The organism is Roseovarius bejariae (assembly GCF_009669325.1).
Taxonomy (GTDB): domain Bacteria; phylum Pseudomonadota; class Alphaproteobacteria; order Rhodobacterales; family Rhodobacteraceae; genus Roseovarius; species Roseovarius bejariae.
Genome location: NZ_SZWE01000001.1, coordinates 2344042 through 2358995 on the forward strand (window position 1 = coordinate 2344042; position 14954 = coordinate 2358995).

The window sequence follows — 14954 nt, forward strand, 5'->3', positions numbered from 1 at the left end:
GTGTTACCCCTTGCGCTGGTCGGGGTGGATGTAATCGGCAAACTGCTGGCGCAGGGTGAGTTTGGAGATTTTGCCGGTGGCGGTGAGGGGCAATTCATCGGTGAAGAGAATGTCATCGGGGAGCTGCCACTTGGCGAAATGCTTGCCCATGTGGGCGTGGATGTCGTCGAGCGTGGGGCGGGTATCGCCCTCGGGAACGACCACCAGAACCGGGCGTTCATCCCATTTGGGGTGGGGCACGGCGATGATGGCGCAGGTTTTGACCAAGGGGTGCGAGACGGCGGCGTTTTCAAGGTCGATCGAACTGATCCATTCGCCGCCCGATTTCACCAAATCCTTGGCGCGGTCGCGGATGATGAGTTGCCCTTCGGGTGTGAGGGAGGCGACATCGCCGGTGCCGAACCAGCCCTCGGCGTCCATAGCCGCCTTCGTGGCCTCGGGATTGTTGTAGTAACCGGTGATCACGGTATTGCCGCGTACGTAAAGTTCGCCCACCGCTTCGCCATCGTGGGGCATGCACGTGCCATCGTCATCGACCAGTTTGAAATCGAGGCCGAATTTGCGGCGGCCCGCGCTGGTCTTGATTTGCATTTGCTCGGAGAGTGGCGCGTTTTGCAGCCGGGGCGGGACAACGCCGTGGGTGCCAATCGGGCTCATTTCCGTCATCCCCCATGCTTGGGACACGGTGACGCCGAAGCCCTCGTAGGCCTCGGTCATGCTGGCCGGGGCGGCGGAGCCGCCGACCACCAGATCGCGGAAGGCATGGGGCGCGCGGGTTTTGGCCTCAATTTCGGCCAGAAGCCCGGCCCAGACGGTGGGCACGCCCCATGCGGAGTAAACATCGTGGTCCTCCATCAATTGCCAGAGGCTTGCGCCATCGAGGTGACGGCCCGGCATGACCATCGTCATGCCTGTCAGCGGCGCGTTATAGGGTAGGCCCCATGCGTTGACGTGGAACATTGGCACCACGGGCATCACCCGTTTGCCCGCCGCGAAGCTGGAAGTTTGGGCCAATGGCACGGTGAGCGCGTGCAGGACGGTGGAGCGGTGCGAATAGAGCGCGCCCTTGGGGTGGCCTGTGGTGCCGGAGGTGTAGCACAGGCCCGAGGCGGTCTCCTCGGGGAAATCGGGCCAGTGGTAGGTTGTGGGCTGCCCCTCCAGCAGCTCTTCGTAGCAGAGTGCATCGAGGGTGGTGTCGGGCATATGTGCCCGGTCGCTCAGGATGATGTAGCGCAGGCCTTTGGGGGCCTCATCGGCCACGGCCTCGGCCACGGGTACGAGGCTTGGATCAATGCACAGAAGGCTGTCGCCCGCGTGGTTGAGGATATAGGCCATCTGTTCGGGAGAAAGGCGGGGGTTGACCGTGTGGCAGACCGCGCCGATTCCCGCGAGGGCATAGTAAAGCTCCACATGGCGGTGGCCATTCCATGCCAGCGTCGCCACGCGGTCGCCCATCAGCACGCCAAGCGCGTCGAGGGCGTGGGCCAGTTGCGCGGTGCGGTCAAGGATTTCGGGATAAGTGGCGTGGTGAATATCACCCTCGTCCCGGACCGATATGATGCCTTGATCGGTGAAGGCCTCGGCGGCGTGGCTGAGGATGTCGATGATCCTCAGCGGGCGATGCTGCATCATGCCTTTCATCTGCTGTGTCTCCTCCCTGTCGCGCGGTTCGGTGACGGTGGCATGAAAGCCGGACGGGATCAATTGGCCTGCATGAAACGACGCGGAGGCGTCGGTTTCCGGTTGGTCGGTGTGAAGTGGTTGTGGTGTGCTGGGGGAAACGCGACGTGCGGGGAGGGCGAAATGCAGGAATTCGAGGGCAAGCGCGCCTTGGTAACAGGCGCGGCGGGTGGCATCGGGCGGGCCATCGTGGCGGCATTGCAGGCACGGGGGGCCAAGGTGGCCGGGGCCGATCTGGCCGAGAGCGCCGGGGATGTCAGCCTGTGTGGGGATTTGACGGAGGCCGCGTTTTGTGATGGCTTGCCGGAGCAGGCAGCGCAGGCCCTGGGCGGTCTGGATATCGTGGTGAACAACGCGGGGATCATTACACGGGGCAAGATCACCGAGGCCACGGACGAGGAGTATGCCCGAACCATGGCGATCAACGTCGAGGCGCCGTTTCGCTTGTGCCGGGCGACCATTCCGATCATGGAACGCGCCGGTGGCGGGGCGATTGTCAACGTTGCCTCGTGTTGGGGTGTGCATCCGGGGCCTAATCATCCGCTTTACGTGATGTCGAAATCTGCGGTGGCGTCGCTGACGCAGTGCCTTGGCATGGATCATGCGCATCAGGGTATCCGTGTGAATGCGGTTTGCCCCAACGAGGTGAACACCCCTATGTTGCGCACAGGGTTTGCGGCGCGCGGGTTCGACCCGGACAAGGCGGTCGAGGCGCTTGACGCCTCGGTCCCGTTGGGGCGGATTGCGGAGCCGGAGGATATCGCCGATGTGGTGGTGTTCCTTGCCTCGGATCAGGCACGGTATCTGTGCGGGGCCCTGATTGAAGCGAATGGCGGAAAGGCAGTTCAATGAGCGGATTTGACGGCAAGGTGGCGCTGGTCACCGGCGGGCGCAGCGGTATGGGTGCGGCCACGGCGGCGGCTTTGGCGGCCGGTGGTGCGCGGGTTTTTACGGCGCAGCGCGGCGAGGAGCCAGTGCATGAGGGGATCGTGGCGGATTTCATGGACCCGGGGTGCCCCGAGCGGATTGTCGGTGAGGTGATCAATCGGGCCGGGCGGCTGGACATGCTGGTAAATTGTGCCGGGTTGATGCGCGAGGGCACCGTCGAGGAAACAAGCGTGGCGGATTGGGCGGCGACGCTTCAGGTGAACCTGACGGCGCCGTTCATGATGATCCGTCACGCCATGCCGCACCTGAAGCAGGGGGGCGGGGCGATCGTGAATATCGGCTCGATCGAGGGGCTGGGGGCGAACCCGCGCCACCCGGCCTATTGCGCCAGCAAGGGCGGTCTTCATGCGCTGACGCGGGCCGTGGCGGTGGATCATGGCCATGACGGGGTGCGCTGCAATGCTGTTGCCCCGGGGTGGATCGATACCGAGTTGAACGATGCCTTCATCGAAAGCCTTGGCGACCCGGCGGCGTTTCGCGCCAGGATCGGAGGTATCCATCCGGCGGGCCGGACGGGCCGCGCCGAGGAGGTGGCGGCCCTGGTCGTCTGGCTGTTGTCGGATGCGGCGGGGTTTGTCACCGGGCAGGTCTGGACCGTGGATGGCGGGCGGATGGCGCAGCTGAGCCTGCCGTGAGGTCTTGACCTTCGCGCGCCGAGACCGCATGTGCAGGGCAGCCAAGGGGAGCATTTGCCATGTCGTTCGACCGTTCCGTCAAGATCGCACCGTCCATCCTGTCCGCCGATTTCGCCAACTTCGGGCAGGAAATCGAAGCGGTGGAGGCGCAGGGCGCCGACTGGATCCATGTGGATGTGATGGATGGGCATTTCGTTCCGAACCTGACCTTCGGGCCGCCGATGTGCGCCGCCATTGCCAAGCACATCAACACGGTGATGGACGTGCATTTGATGATTGCGCCGGTCGATCCCTATATCGAGGCCTTTGCAGAGGCGGGGGCCGATGTTCTGACGGCCCATCTGGAAGCGGGCGCGCATACCCACCGCACGCTTCAGGCCATTCGCGGCGCGGGCTGCAAGGCGGGCCTCGCGCTGAACCCGGCGACGGGGCTGGAGGAGGTGGAATACCTTCTGGACATGGTGGACCTGATTTGCGTGATGACGGTGAACCCCGGCTTTGGCGGGCAGAAGTTCATTCATAGCCAGGTGGAGAAGGTGCGCCGGTTGCGCGAGATGATCGGCGACCGGCCGATTCACATCGAGATCGACGGCGGGATCACACCCGAAACCGCGCCCTTGATGACGCAGGCCGGGGCGGATGTCCTGGTGGCCGGTTCGGCGGTGTTCAAGGGCGGGAGCGTGAGCGACCCCGCGCCTTATGGCGAGAACATCCGCGCCATTCGGGCGGCAGTCGCGGGCTGAGGTCGATTTGGGGGCTTTGCCCCCGCCGCCCTTTGGGCGACTCCCCCAGAGTATTTTGGGAAAGATGAAGACGGGGGCGGGCGCTGTTATTGCAGCGTCTGGTCCAGCCGTTTTTTCAGTGGAGTCATATCGTCAATCTTCAGCCGGACCGGCAGGGTGATGACCTTTTGCCGGAACTCCTTGGGCAGGCGCACGGCGTCTTTTTCCGTGGTCACCAGTTGCGCGCCGAGGAGGTTCGCCTCGCTCTCCAGTCGGGTCATCAGGGATTGGGTGAGCGGTTGGTGGTCTTCCAGCGCTTCGCCGCGGGCGAGGGTGGCGCCCAGCCCTTGCAGGGTGGCGAAAAACTTGCCCGGGTGGCCGATACCCGCGAAGGCGAGGGCGCGCATGTCGGACCAGTCCATGCCGGTTTGCAGGGGGGCGAGTTGCCCGGTGAGGTGGGGGATGGCGATGGTTTTGCCCCATGTTACGGCAAAGCTGTCCTGCGCCGGGCGGGGGCCGATGGAAAGCAGCAGGTCGGCGCGGGCGAGGCCGGGGCCGATGGGTTCGCGCAGCGGGCCCGCGGGCAGGCAGCGGCCATTGCCGAATCCCTTGGCGGCATCCACCACGATGAGGGTGATGTCCTTGGCGACATCCGGGTTCTGGTGGCCGTCGTCCATGACGATCACGTCGACGCCCGCCGTTTCGGCGGCCTGCGCCGCCGCGGCGCGGTCCTTGGCGACCCATGTGCGGGCGAAGGCGGCGATGAGGAGGGGTTCATCGCCGACCTCCTCGTAGCTGTGGCGGCGTTCATCCACCTCGACCGGGCCGGGCAGGGAGCCGCCGTGGCCGCGCGAGATCACGCCAGGGGTGAGGCCCTGCCCGGTGAGCCATTGCACGAGGGCGATCACCGTCGGGGTTTTGCCGGTGCCGCCCGCGTTCAGGTTGCCGACGCAGATCACCGGAACGCCGGGGCGCACCTTCGGCGCGTGGGCCACGCGCCGCGCGGTGGCCTTGGCGTAGAGTGCGCCCAGTGGGGCCAGCAGGCGCGCGCGCAGACCAGGCCGGTCGGGCGGGGTGAACCAGAAGCGGGGCGCGCGCATCACTCGCCCTCCAGGGCGTCGAGGGTGTCTTGCACCAGATCGAGGATCTGATCGGTTACGCCGGCCCCTTCGGAGGCCACATCCCATGCCGCGTGGGCCATGGCCGCCGATTGATCGGGCGGGATGAGGGAGAGGACGGCGGCAGCGAGGCTGTCGGCATCCTTGACGATCCGGGCCGCGCCGGCCTCGGCGTAGCGCGAGTAGCTGGAGAGGTAGCGGCGCACGTTGGGGCCATAGAGAATGGCCGAGCCGTGGGCGGCGGGTTCATTCGGGTCGCGGCCCCATTGCCCGGGAATGAGCGAGCTGCCCATCAGGGTGATTTGCGCGATGCGGTACCAGAGCCCCATTTCGCCGTGGGTATCGGCCAGAAGAACCTGCGTGGTTTCCTCGGGCAGGGCGCCTTCGGACCACAGGACATACCGCCAGCCGCTTTCGTCCAGTTTGGTCTGAAATCCGGGGCTTTCGGTTTCATCGTCCGGGACGATCACCAGAAGCGAGCGGTGGGCCTGACGGCTGACTTGCCGGTGAGCGTCGAGAATTATGGGCAATTCCCTTGGGTTGGCCATGGCCGCGAGCCAGACGGGGCGTCCCCGCAGGAGCCCGGCGAGTTCCTCGCGGTCGGATTCGTTGCAAGGCAGGGAAATGGTGCCTTCGCGGAAGGGGCCGGTGACGGCGATGTCCTCGTCCTGGATGCCGAGGCGGCGCAGGAGGCGGGCCGTGGCCTCGTTGCGGGCGATAACGAGAGTGAAGAGGGACAAGAGCGCGCGTGGCATGTCGGGGAACCAGCGCCAGCTGCGCCGGGTCAGCAGTTGTTCGTCGGCATCCACGAGGTAGAGCGGCAGGCCCATCTTGTCGGCGGTGGTGAGCAGGGCGGGTTTGAGATCGCCGCCGGTCCAGAGGCAAAGTGCGGGGTGCCAGTGGGCGAGGAAGGATTCGGCGCTGGCGATGGTGTCTTCGGGCAGGGGGCGCCAGATGACGGCCTTGCTGTTGCGGTTGACCGGCGCGCTGTCGTCGGGGGTGGTCAGGACCATATGCAGGCCGGGGCGTTGTGCAGCCAGCCGTTCGGCCAGTTGCACCAGCGCGTCGGCGCGGCCTGCATCGACCGCATGCGCCCAGATCACCGCGCCCTTGGGGCGCGGGATGTCGTGCATGGTGGTACCGTTGCCGCCACGGCGGGCATAGGCGAGGTAGGCCGCGAGGGAAAGGGATTGCGCCATCGGGTTACCCTGTGGCGCGGGGCGCGTGTGCAGCGGTGGAAAATGCGGGGCGCGAGGCCATGGCGGGGCTGTCCTTGGGCATGTCTGGCGTGGCCGTGCAGCGTATTCTATCGCCGGCCCGCGTCAAGCGGAAGGGGCGCCGTGCCATCTTGACGGGGGGCGGGAGATGCGCGAGGGGATCGGCATCCGAGATGAGTATGAGGCGCCTGTCCCATGAGTAAGCCGTTCTTGATCCTGCAGTTGCGCCCCGAGGCCGAGGCCGCCGACGATGAATTCGCGGCGATCCTGCGCAAGGGGGGGCTTGCGGAGGGGCAAGTGCGGCGGGTGCGTTTGGACCAGGAGGCTTTGCCCGCTGATTTGAATCTGGACGCTCTGGCCGGTGTCATCGTGGGCGGCGGGCCGGGCTGTGTGAGCGATGCACCCGACGACAAGAGCCCGGTCGAGGCCAGGATCGAGGCCGAGGTCTTGTCGATCATGCCGGAGGTGACGGGGCGCGACCTGCCGTTCCTGGGGTGCTGCTATGGGATCGGGATTCTGGGCAAGCATCTGGAGGGCGATGTCAGCAAGGCGCGTTATGGCGAGCCGGTGGGCACCTCGGCCTGTGCGGTGACGGAGGCGGGGCGGGACGACCCGCTGCTGGAGGGGGTGCCGGAGCGGTTCGATGCCTTCGTGGGTCACAAGGAGGCGCTTCAGGCCTTGCCCGAGGGTTGCGCGCATCTGGTGGCCTCAACGGCCTGTCCGTTTCAGATGGTTCGGCATGGGCGGAATGTCTATGCCACGCAGTTTCACCCCGAGGCGGACGCGGCAGGGTTCGAGACCCGCATCAATATCTACAAGCACAAGGGCTATTTCCCGCCGGAAACGGCCAGTGACCTGATTGCCATGTGCCGGGCGGCGGATGTGACCGCACCCGAGGTGATCTTGCGGAATTTCGTCAAGCGGTACGGTGGCTAGACGGCCCGACAGGTTGCGCGAATCTTGAGTTCGGGCGCGACCACGGCGTTTTGTGGTGCCGGATCGGTGCCGGTGATGGAGGCCACGATCATGTCCGCCGCGCGTTCGCCGATTTGCGGGGCGGGGATGCGGACGGTGGTAAGGGGGGGCTCGAAATCCTTGGAGCCTTTGAAGTCGCCGATGCCAGTGACGGTCACGTCATCGGGAACGCGCAGGCCCGCGCGGGCGAGGGCGTGCATCGTGCCCCATGCCAGCACGTCATTGGCGCAGAGGATGGCGCTGGGCGGTGGGCCGGTGGCGATCAGGGCCTGCACGGCCTGCTTGGCGTCGGCGACGCTGTAGAGGGTTTCAAGGCAGCGCTCGGGGGGGATGTCGCGGCCCGCCTCGTGCAGGGCGTCCATGATCCCGGCAAAGCGGCGCGCGGCGCGGTCGTTGCCGTCGAGCGGGGGAAAGACGGCGGCGAGATCGCGGTGCCCGAGCTGCACGACATGATCCCCGACCAGCCGCCCGGCAAGATAGTTGTCGGACCCGACGCAGGGGATCGGGGCGTCGTCGGCCACGTTCCACAGCAAGATTGCCGGAATATCCTGCTCTTCCAGAAGGGCGTATGTGTCTTTCGAGTGTTCGACGCCGATGAGGGCCACGCCATCGACCCGGTGTTCCAGCATCTTGCGCGTCAGGGCGTATTCGTGTTCGAGGCTGTAGCCGTGCGAGGCGAGCAGGATGGTGAAGCCCTGTTTTTCGACGGCGTCGGAAAAGCTCTGGACCAGTTCGGCGAAAATCGTGTGGTCGATGGTGGGCACGATCAGGCCGATGGTGCCGCTGCGGATGCCGTGGATGGTTTGCGCGGCGCGGTTGCGGATATAGCCCAGACGCCGCACTGCGGCGTCGATCTTCTTGCGAGTCGCCGCCTTGACCAGATCGGGGTGATTGAAGGCGCGCGAGACCGTCGAGGGGGACACGCGAGCGGCCTTTGCAACGGCGATGATGTCGGCTTTTTTATCTTTTCTCACAGTCGTTTAACCCCCGTTCTGACGGTCAAAAATGAAAACATTTGCAATACTGTTTTCATGGCTTACCGTTAAAAGTCAACTAAAGCGTTTCGCGAAAAACTGGATCACAGCGTTTCGCGAAATGCCGTGCAAGACACGGATCATGGTGTGCGTTTCGTTTTTTGTCTGAGACCTCAGGTCAAAGTCGAAACGCTTTGGGAGGAAAAGGGAGGCCGCCCAAGTGGAATTCATTGGCTACATGGGAGACGTCTTTACGCCCATCAACTTCGCGTTGTTGATGATTGGCACGATTGGCGGGTTGATCCTTGGGGCAACGCCGGGGTTGTCGCCGACGATGGCGGTGGCGTTGTTGATCCCCTTCACGTTCAAACTGGATGCGACGCAGGGCCTGATCCTTTTGGGGGCGGCCTATACCTCGACCGTGGCAGGGGGCGCGGTGAGTGCCATCCTGCTCAAGATTCCCGGGGCGCCGGCGAATATCGCCACCACGCTGGACGGTCATACGCTGGCCCGTAAGGGACAGGGGGCGAAAGCGTTGCAACTGTCGTTCCTGGCCTCGTTGGTGGGGGGCGTTTTCGGTGTCATGCTGTTGATTTTCCTGACGCCGCTTTTGGCGCAATGGGCCTTGGCCTTTGGGCCGTCGCATCTGTTCTGGCTGGCGATTCTGGGGGTGACGGTGATTGGGTCGCTGGATTCCGCTTCGGTGGTGAAGGGGCTGTTATCGGGCTGTATCGGCCTGTGGCTGGCGACCATCGGGTTTGACGACATCATGGGCGCGCAGAGGTTCATCTTTCACGATGCCGTGGCGGGCGGGATCAACGTGATCCCGGCACTGATCGGGTTGTTTGCCATTCCGCAGGTGATCACCATGTTCGCCAATGGCCGCAAGTATCTGGAGGCCGAGGTCTTGAGTGTGGAGCGCCACCCCATCCGCGAGGCCATTGCCGAGGTGGTGCGGCGGTCGCGCGCGCTGACCATCGGGACGGCGGTGGGCTCGTTCATCGGGCTTATCCCCGGTGTGGGCGGTCAGATTGCCGGGCTGGTGGCCTATGACCAATCCCGCAAGATGAGCCCGGAGCGCCAGAAATTCGGCACCGGCCACAGCGAGGGGATCATCGCCGCCGAGAGCGCCAATAACGCCATGGTCGGGCCCAGCCTTGTGCCGCTTCTGACCCTGTCGATCCCCGGATCGCCCACGGCGGCGGTGCTGTTGGGTGGGCTGCTGATCCATGGGATTTTTCCGGGCAGCGATTTGTTCGACAATCACCCGCAGGTGGCCTGGACCTTTATCAATTCGATGCTGATCGGGCAGGTCATGATGTGCATTTTCGGTCTTTACGTGGCCGGGTTGGCCGCCCGTGTTGCGCAGGTGCCCAATGCGGTGATGGCGGCGGTGGTGCTGGGGCTGGCGGTGTTCGGCAGCTATTCGGTGCAACATTCGATGGGCGATGTCTATGTCATGGCCGCGCTGGGCACGGGAATGTATTTCCTTGAGCGCTTCGGCTTTTCCGCCGCGCCCTTGGTTCTGGGCCTGATCCTTGGGCCGATTGCCGAAGCGAATTTCGTGCAAGGCGCGATGATCGCCAATGCCACGTCGAACCTTGGCACCTATTTCCTGACCGGGCCGCTGAACCTGACGCTGATCGCGATTGTCGTGGCCTCGATCGGGTACTCGGTGTGGATGGAGCTTCGGCACCGTCGCTACACCACCAAGGACGAGGCCGTGGCCAAAGAGGAGGCATTGTCATGACCGAGTTTTGGCGCACACAACATATTCTGGCCAGCGGGATTGTCGCGGCTGTCGGCGTGGGTGTGACTTATGTCAGCTATACGGCGGAACCGGCGCAGGCCTTCCTGTTCCCGCGGATGATCTCGTCGGTTTTCGTGGTGCTGGCGCTCTGGACCTTTGGCAAGGCCGTTATCGGCAAGACGAAGGTCGGCAATGGGTTGAACCGGACGGCGGTGATCAATATCGCGCCGGGGTTGATCGTGGCCTTGATCTATATCTTCTGGGCGGCCAAGGGCCTTGGGTTCTATACCGCCTCGACCATCGCCTTTTTCATTCTTTTGACGCTTTACGATCCATCGCCGCACAACGAGGCGCGCACCTGGATCAAGCGTGTTGTCATCACCGCCGGGTTCCTGGCGGTCATGTACGGTCTCTTCGCGATGTTGCTGAACGTGTTCACACCGCGAGAGATTTTCTTCTGAACCGTAACAACGGCAGAGCCAACCCAATGGGAGGAGAACCAATGAAGAAACTGATTGCTGCAGCGTCTATGGCGCTGATGTCCCTGACTGGCGCCGCATCGGCGGATGGTCACGGGAACTACCCCGAACGTCCGCTGATGATGATGGTCAGCTATGGTGCGGGCGGGGCCACCGATTTCCAGGCCCGGATCGTGACCATGACCGCGGCCAACGAGGATGCACTTGGCATGCCGATTGCCATCATCAACAAGCCGGGCGCCGGTGGGCGCGTTGGTTGGAACTGGTTTGCGACGCAGGCCGAGGCGGATGGGTATACGCTGGGTGCCTACAACATCCCGCATTTCATCGCCCAGTCCATCGAGGGCGGGGTGAGCTATTCCGCCGACAGCTTCGAGCCGATCGCCAACTGGGGCGCCGACCCGGCGGTTTTCGTGGTGGCGGCGGACAGCCCGTTCAATTCGATGGAAGACGTGGTGAACTATGCCAAGGAAAACCCCGGCAAGCTGACGTTTTCGGGGGCGGGGCTTTTCGTGGGGCACCATATCGCGGCCTTGCAGCTTGAAAAGGCCGCCGGTGTGAAACTGGCCTATATCCCCAACAACAAGGGCGGCGCCGGCGCAATGAAGGCCGTGATCGCCGGTGAAGTGCTGGGCGGGGTGAACAACCTGTCGGATGCCTTCCGTGCGCAGCAGGCGGGCAACGTCAAGATCCTTGGGGTCTTTGACCTTGAGCGCAGTGATTTCCTGCCCGAGGTGCCGACCATGGCCGAGCAGGGTTTCGATATCGACAATTCCTCGGTCAATTTCCGGGGCGTGATGGTGCCCAAGGGCACGCCGCAGCCGATCATCGACAAGCTGGCGGAAACCGTGCCTGAGATGTTCAAGAATGGCCGTGTTGCCAAGAAGATGAAGGCCGGTGGCAGCCCGATGCACGTGATGACGCGTGACGAGGTGCTTGAGATGTGGGCGGCCCGCGAGGAGACCCTGCAAGAGCTTCTGTCCGGACTGTAATTCGCAATTCGCAACCTGCCGGGGCGCGTATGCGCGCGCCCCGGTCCCCAACAAAGTGAGATCAAGAGATGAACGCGCCAAGCCCCCTTGCCCAACTGGAAGATGTGATTGCCCGGTCGCGTGCTGCGCAGGCCCGGTACGAGGCGGGCGGCAGTCAGGCGCGCTATGACCGGGCAGCGCAGGCCGTGGCATGGGCCATCATGGAGCCCGCGCGCAACCGGGAACTGGCCGAGCTGGCGGTGAAGACCACCGGGCTTGGCAATGTGGATGACAAGATTACCAAGAACCATCGCAAGACGCTGGGCCTGATGCGGGACATCAAGGAGGCGGTGACCTACGGGGTGATCTCGGACGATCCCGAGACCGGCATCACCGAGATCGCGCGGCCCATGGGGGTGGTGGGGGCGATCGTGCCCTCGACCAACCCGGCGGCGACCCCGGCGAACAACATCATCAACGCCTTGAAATGCGGCAACTCGATCGTGGTGGCCCCCTCGCCCAAGGGTGTGGCCAGTTGCGAGGTGCTGCTTGGGTATATCCATGCGGAATTTGCCAAGATCGGCGAAGACCCGGATCTGGTGCAGATGGTGCCGGCGCCGGGATCGAAGGAAAAGACACAGGCCCTGATGGAAGGCTGCGACAAGATCGTGTGCACCGGCAGTCAGAACAACGTGCACCGGGCGCAGACGGCGGGCACCCCGGCGGTGGCCGTGGGGGCGGGCAATGTGACGGTGATCGTCGATGAGACCGCCGATCTGGCGGCTGCGGCCGAGAAAATTCGTGCGTCCAAGTGTTTTGACAATGCGACGTCCTGTTCCTCGGAGAATTCGGTTGTGGTGGTGGACGCGGTCTATGACGCCTTTGTCGAGGCCATGGCCGCCGCAGGGGGTGCCGTGGTGGATGACGAGGCCGCCGTGATCGTGGCGCTTTGGCCGGATGGGCATCTGAACCGCGAGGTCATTGCGCAGGATGCCGACAAGATGATCGCGGCGCTGGGGCTGGAGGGGAAAGTGCCCGACGGGACGGATTATATCGCTGTGCCGACCAGTGGCATTGGCCCCGATCACCCCTTGAGCGGTGAGAAGCTGAGCCGGGTTTTGGCGCTTTACCGGGCGTCGGACTTTGACGACGCGGTCAAGACCGCACGTGCCATCCAGTTGCATCAGGGCGCGGGCCATTCCGTGGGCCTGCACAGTACGGATACGGAGCGACCGATGACGCTGGCAAGGGCGATTCCCACCAGCCGGGTGATCGTCAATCAAGCCCACACGTTTGCGACGGGCGGGTCGTTTACCAACGGTATGCCGTTTTCGTTGTCGATGGGCTGTGGCTCGTGGGGGGGGAATGCCACGCATGAGAACCTGCATTGGCGGCATTTCCTGCAATCCACACGGATCGTGCGGGAAATCCCGCCACGCGAGCCGAGCCTTGAGGAGATTTTCGCGAGTTACTGGGACGAGGCCGGGAAATGAAATTGCATCAAGAGACACCGCCCGAGGGCACCATTCGTGATTGGCTGGACATGCGTGCCGGGGCCGGTGGCGTGGCAGTCGTGTTTCCCGAGACCGACGATACCCTGACGTGGGCAGTGCTGCGCGATGGGGCCATGGAGTTTGCCCGGACGCTGACGGCGCGGGGCGTGGCCAAGGGGGAAAGCGTGGCAATCATCGCGCCCAACAGTCGCGAGGCGCTATGTGCCTTTTATGGGGCCACCTATGGCGGGTTCCGCGCGGTGATGATCAACCTTGCCGCCGGGCGCGATGCCATCGCCTATGCCTTGGAGCATTCCGAGGCGCGGTTTGCCTATGTGCATCCAGATTGCACCGATTTGTTCGCGGCGGCAGCGGGGGAGGGGATGACCTCGCTGCCGCTTGGGGGGGGCGAGGAGGCCGATTTGCACGATGTCGTGCCCGGCGATCACGCGTTGCTCATGTATACCTCGGGGACCACGGGGCGGCCCAAGGGGGTGGTGCACAGCCACGCCAGCCTTCTGGCAGGGGGCTGGACGACGGCGGTGGCGCATTGTCTGACGCCGGATGACCGGGGCTTTTGCGTCTTGCCGATCTACCACATCAACGGGCTGTGCGTGACCGTGATGGCCAGCCTTGTTTCAGGCGGATCACTGGCGATGACGGGGCGGTTTTCGGCCTCGCAGTTCTGGGCACAGGCAGGGGTGGCCGAGGTCACGTGGTTTTCGGTCGTGCCGACGATCATTTCGCACCTTTTGCACGGCAAGACAGAGCCGGACGAGGGGTGTCGCGGGCGGTTGCGGTTCGGGCGCTCGGCCTCGTCCGCCTTGGCGGTGGAAACGCAACAGGCCTTCGAGACGCGGTTCGGGGTGCCGATCATCGAGACGATGGGCCTGACCGAGACAGCGGCGCAAATCCTGTCGAACCCGCTGCCGCCTGCGCCACGCAAGATCGGCTCGCCCGGTGTCGCCTTTGGCTGCGAGGTGCAGATTCAGGATGGCGAGGGGCGCGAGGTGCCCCGCGGTGACGAAGGCGAAATCGTGGTGCGCGGGCCAAACGTGATGCTGGAATACCTCAAGAACCCGGAGGCCACCGAGGCGACGTTTCGTGCCGGATGGTTGCGCACCGGGGATTTGGCGCGGATGGACGACGAGGGCTATGTTTTCGTCACCGGGCGCCTGAAGGAGCTGATTATCAAGGGCGGCGAAAACATCGCCCCGCGCGAGGTGGACGAGGCCCTTTATACCCATCCGGACGTGGTGGAAGCGGCGGCCTTTGCACGGGCCTGTACGAAGTACGGCGAAACGGTGGAGGCCGCAGTGCGGGTCTGTGAAGGGTCCAGGCTTGAGCCTGCGCAACTGATCGAGATTTGCCGTGATCGGCTGGGCCCGTTCAAATCGCCGGACATGATCCATTTCATGGAGGAACTGCCGAAAGGGCCATCGGGAAAGATTCAGCGATTGAAGCTGGCCGATATCCTGCCGTCTGCCTGAATTTATGTAATGGCTTCGAGCCGTTCCTTGGACAGATCGCCCGGTACGATCGTGACCGGGATCGGCAGATCGCCCGCGTTACGGGACAGTTGCGTGACCAATGGGCCGGGGCCTTTCTTGCCGGTGCCCGCGCCCAGCACCAGAACGCCGACCTCGGGGTCGTCCTGAACCTGTGCGATGATCTCGGACACGGGTTCACCTTCGCGGATCACCAGCTCGGGGTCGACGCCCTGCTTGTCGCGCATCCATTTGGCGAAGACCTCGAAATGGGCGTGGATGCGTTCGCGCGCTTCTTCGCGCATGATGTCGCCGACGCCGATCCAGTGATTGAATTCCTCGGGGGGAATCACCGCCAGAACTTCGACACCGGCCTGCGTGTGTGCGGCGCGCATCGCGGCGAACCGCATGGCGTTGAGGCATTCGCGGCTGTCATCAAGGACCACCATAAATTTGCGCATGATCACATTCTCCCTTGCGCGCATCATGGGGGCAAACGGCGTGC

The 14954-nt window shown here is 64.3% G+C and carries 14 protein-coding genes; 9 read left to right on the forward strand and 5 right to left on the reverse strand.

Annotated elements, in window-relative coordinates; genetic code table 11:
- Nucleotides 1–3: 3 nt before the first annotated feature.
- Complete coding sequence (locus FDP25_RS11225) at nt 4–1641, reverse strand: long-chain fatty acid--CoA ligase (RefSeq protein WP_154151744.1); 1638 nt, start codon at nt 1639–1641, stop codon at nt 4–6.
- A 162-nt stretch (nt 1642–1803) separates the two neighbouring features.
- Between FDP25_RS11225 and FDP25_RS11230 the strand changes: the two genes are divergently transcribed.
- The 3 genes from FDP25_RS11230 to rpe are packed head-to-tail and all read left to right on the forward strand — an operon-like array spanning nt 1804 to nt 4006.
- Nucleotides 1804–2532: an SDR family NAD(P)-dependent oxidoreductase gene (locus tag FDP25_RS11230; protein ID WP_154151746.1), complete on the forward strand. Its 729-nt coding sequence runs from the start codon at nt 1804–1806 to the stop codon at nt 2530–2532.
- Nucleotides 2529–3263: an SDR family NAD(P)-dependent oxidoreductase gene (locus tag FDP25_RS11235; RefSeq protein ID WP_154151748.1), complete on the forward strand. Its 735-nt coding sequence runs from the start codon at nt 2529–2531 to the stop codon at nt 3261–3263. Before FDP25_RS11230 ends, FDP25_RS11235 begins: the two co-directional genes overlap by 4 nt.
- Before the next feature lie 59 nt (nt 3264–3322).
- Nucleotides 3323–4006 (forward strand): ribulose-phosphate 3-epimerase, encoded by a 684-nt coding sequence (gene rpe / locus FDP25_RS11240; RefSeq protein WP_154151750.1) that lies wholly within the window; start codon nt 3323–3325, stop codon nt 4004–4006.
- 86 nt (nt 4007–4092) lie between these two features.
- Here the strand turns inward: rpe and lpxK are convergent, their stop codons facing one another.
- Nucleotides 4093–5085: a tetraacyldisaccharide 4'-kinase gene (gene lpxK / locus FDP25_RS11245; protein WP_154151752.1), complete on the reverse strand. Its 993-nt coding sequence runs from the start codon at nt 5083–5085 to the stop codon at nt 4093–4095.
- A complete protein-coding gene (locus tag FDP25_RS11250; protein WP_154151754.1) occupies nt 5085–6302 on the reverse strand; it encodes a 3-deoxy-D-manno-octulosonic acid transferase in 1218 nt (405 codons plus the stop codon). Before FDP25_RS11250 ends, lpxK begins: the two co-directional genes overlap by 1 nt.
- A 213-nt stretch (nt 6303–6515) precedes the next feature.
- On the opposite strand from FDP25_RS11250, the gene FDP25_RS11255 reads away from it, so the two are divergent.
- Entirely contained in the window at nt 6516–7256 is a 741-nt protein-coding gene (locus FDP25_RS11255) for a glutamine amidotransferase (RefSeq protein WP_154151756.1), read from the forward strand.
- Here the strand turns inward: FDP25_RS11255 and FDP25_RS11260 are convergent.
- Nucleotides 7253–8269: a LacI family DNA-binding transcriptional regulator gene (locus FDP25_RS11260; RefSeq protein ID WP_343032027.1), complete on the reverse strand. Its 1017-nt coding sequence runs from the start codon at nt 8267–8269 to the stop codon at nt 7253–7255. The two genes, FDP25_RS11255 and FDP25_RS11260, sit on opposite strands and share 4 nt — an antisense overlap.
- Nucleotides 8270–8489: 220 nt before the next feature.
- On the opposite strand from FDP25_RS11260, the gene FDP25_RS11265 reads away from it, so the two are divergent.
- From FDP25_RS11265 to FDP25_RS11285, 5 genes are all read left to right on the forward strand, one after another.
- On the forward strand, nt 8490–10019 hold the full coding sequence (locus FDP25_RS11265; protein ID WP_343032028.1) for a tripartite tricarboxylate transporter permease: 1530 nt from the start codon (nt 8490–8492) through the stop codon (nt 10017–10019).
- Nucleotides 10016–10480, forward strand: a complete 465-nt coding sequence (locus tag FDP25_RS11270) for a tripartite tricarboxylate transporter TctB family protein (protein WP_154151758.1) — start codon at nt 10016–10018, stop codon at nt 10478–10480. Before FDP25_RS11265 ends, FDP25_RS11270 begins: the two co-directional genes overlap by 4 nt.
- Nucleotides 10481–10521: 41 nt before the next feature.
- The gene (locus FDP25_RS11275; protein WP_154151760.1) at nt 10522–11490 is read left to right on the forward strand and encodes a tripartite tricarboxylate transporter substrate binding protein; all 969 of its coding nucleotides are present in this window, start codon (nt 10522–10524) and stop codon (nt 11488–11490) included.
- A 68-nt stretch (nt 11491–11558) separates the two neighbouring features.
- Nucleotides 11559–12962 (forward strand): acylating sulfoacetaldehyde dehydrogenase, encoded by a 1404-nt coding sequence (sauS, locus tag FDP25_RS11280; RefSeq protein ID WP_154151762.1) that lies wholly within the window; start codon nt 11559–11561, stop codon nt 12960–12962.
- The gene (locus FDP25_RS11285; RefSeq protein WP_154151764.1) at nt 12959–14452 is read left to right on the forward strand and encodes an AMP-binding protein; all 1494 of its coding nucleotides are present in this window, start codon (nt 12959–12961) and stop codon (nt 14450–14452) included. Before sauS ends, FDP25_RS11285 begins: the two co-directional genes overlap by 4 nt.
- A gap of 2 nt (nt 14453–14454) precedes the next feature.
- Here the strand turns inward: FDP25_RS11285 and FDP25_RS11290 are convergent, their stop codons facing one another.
- Complete coding sequence (locus FDP25_RS11290; RefSeq protein WP_154151766.1) at nt 14455–14910, reverse strand: universal stress protein; 456 nt, start codon at nt 14908–14910, stop codon at nt 14455–14457.
- Nucleotides 14911–14954 lie beyond the last annotated feature (44 nt).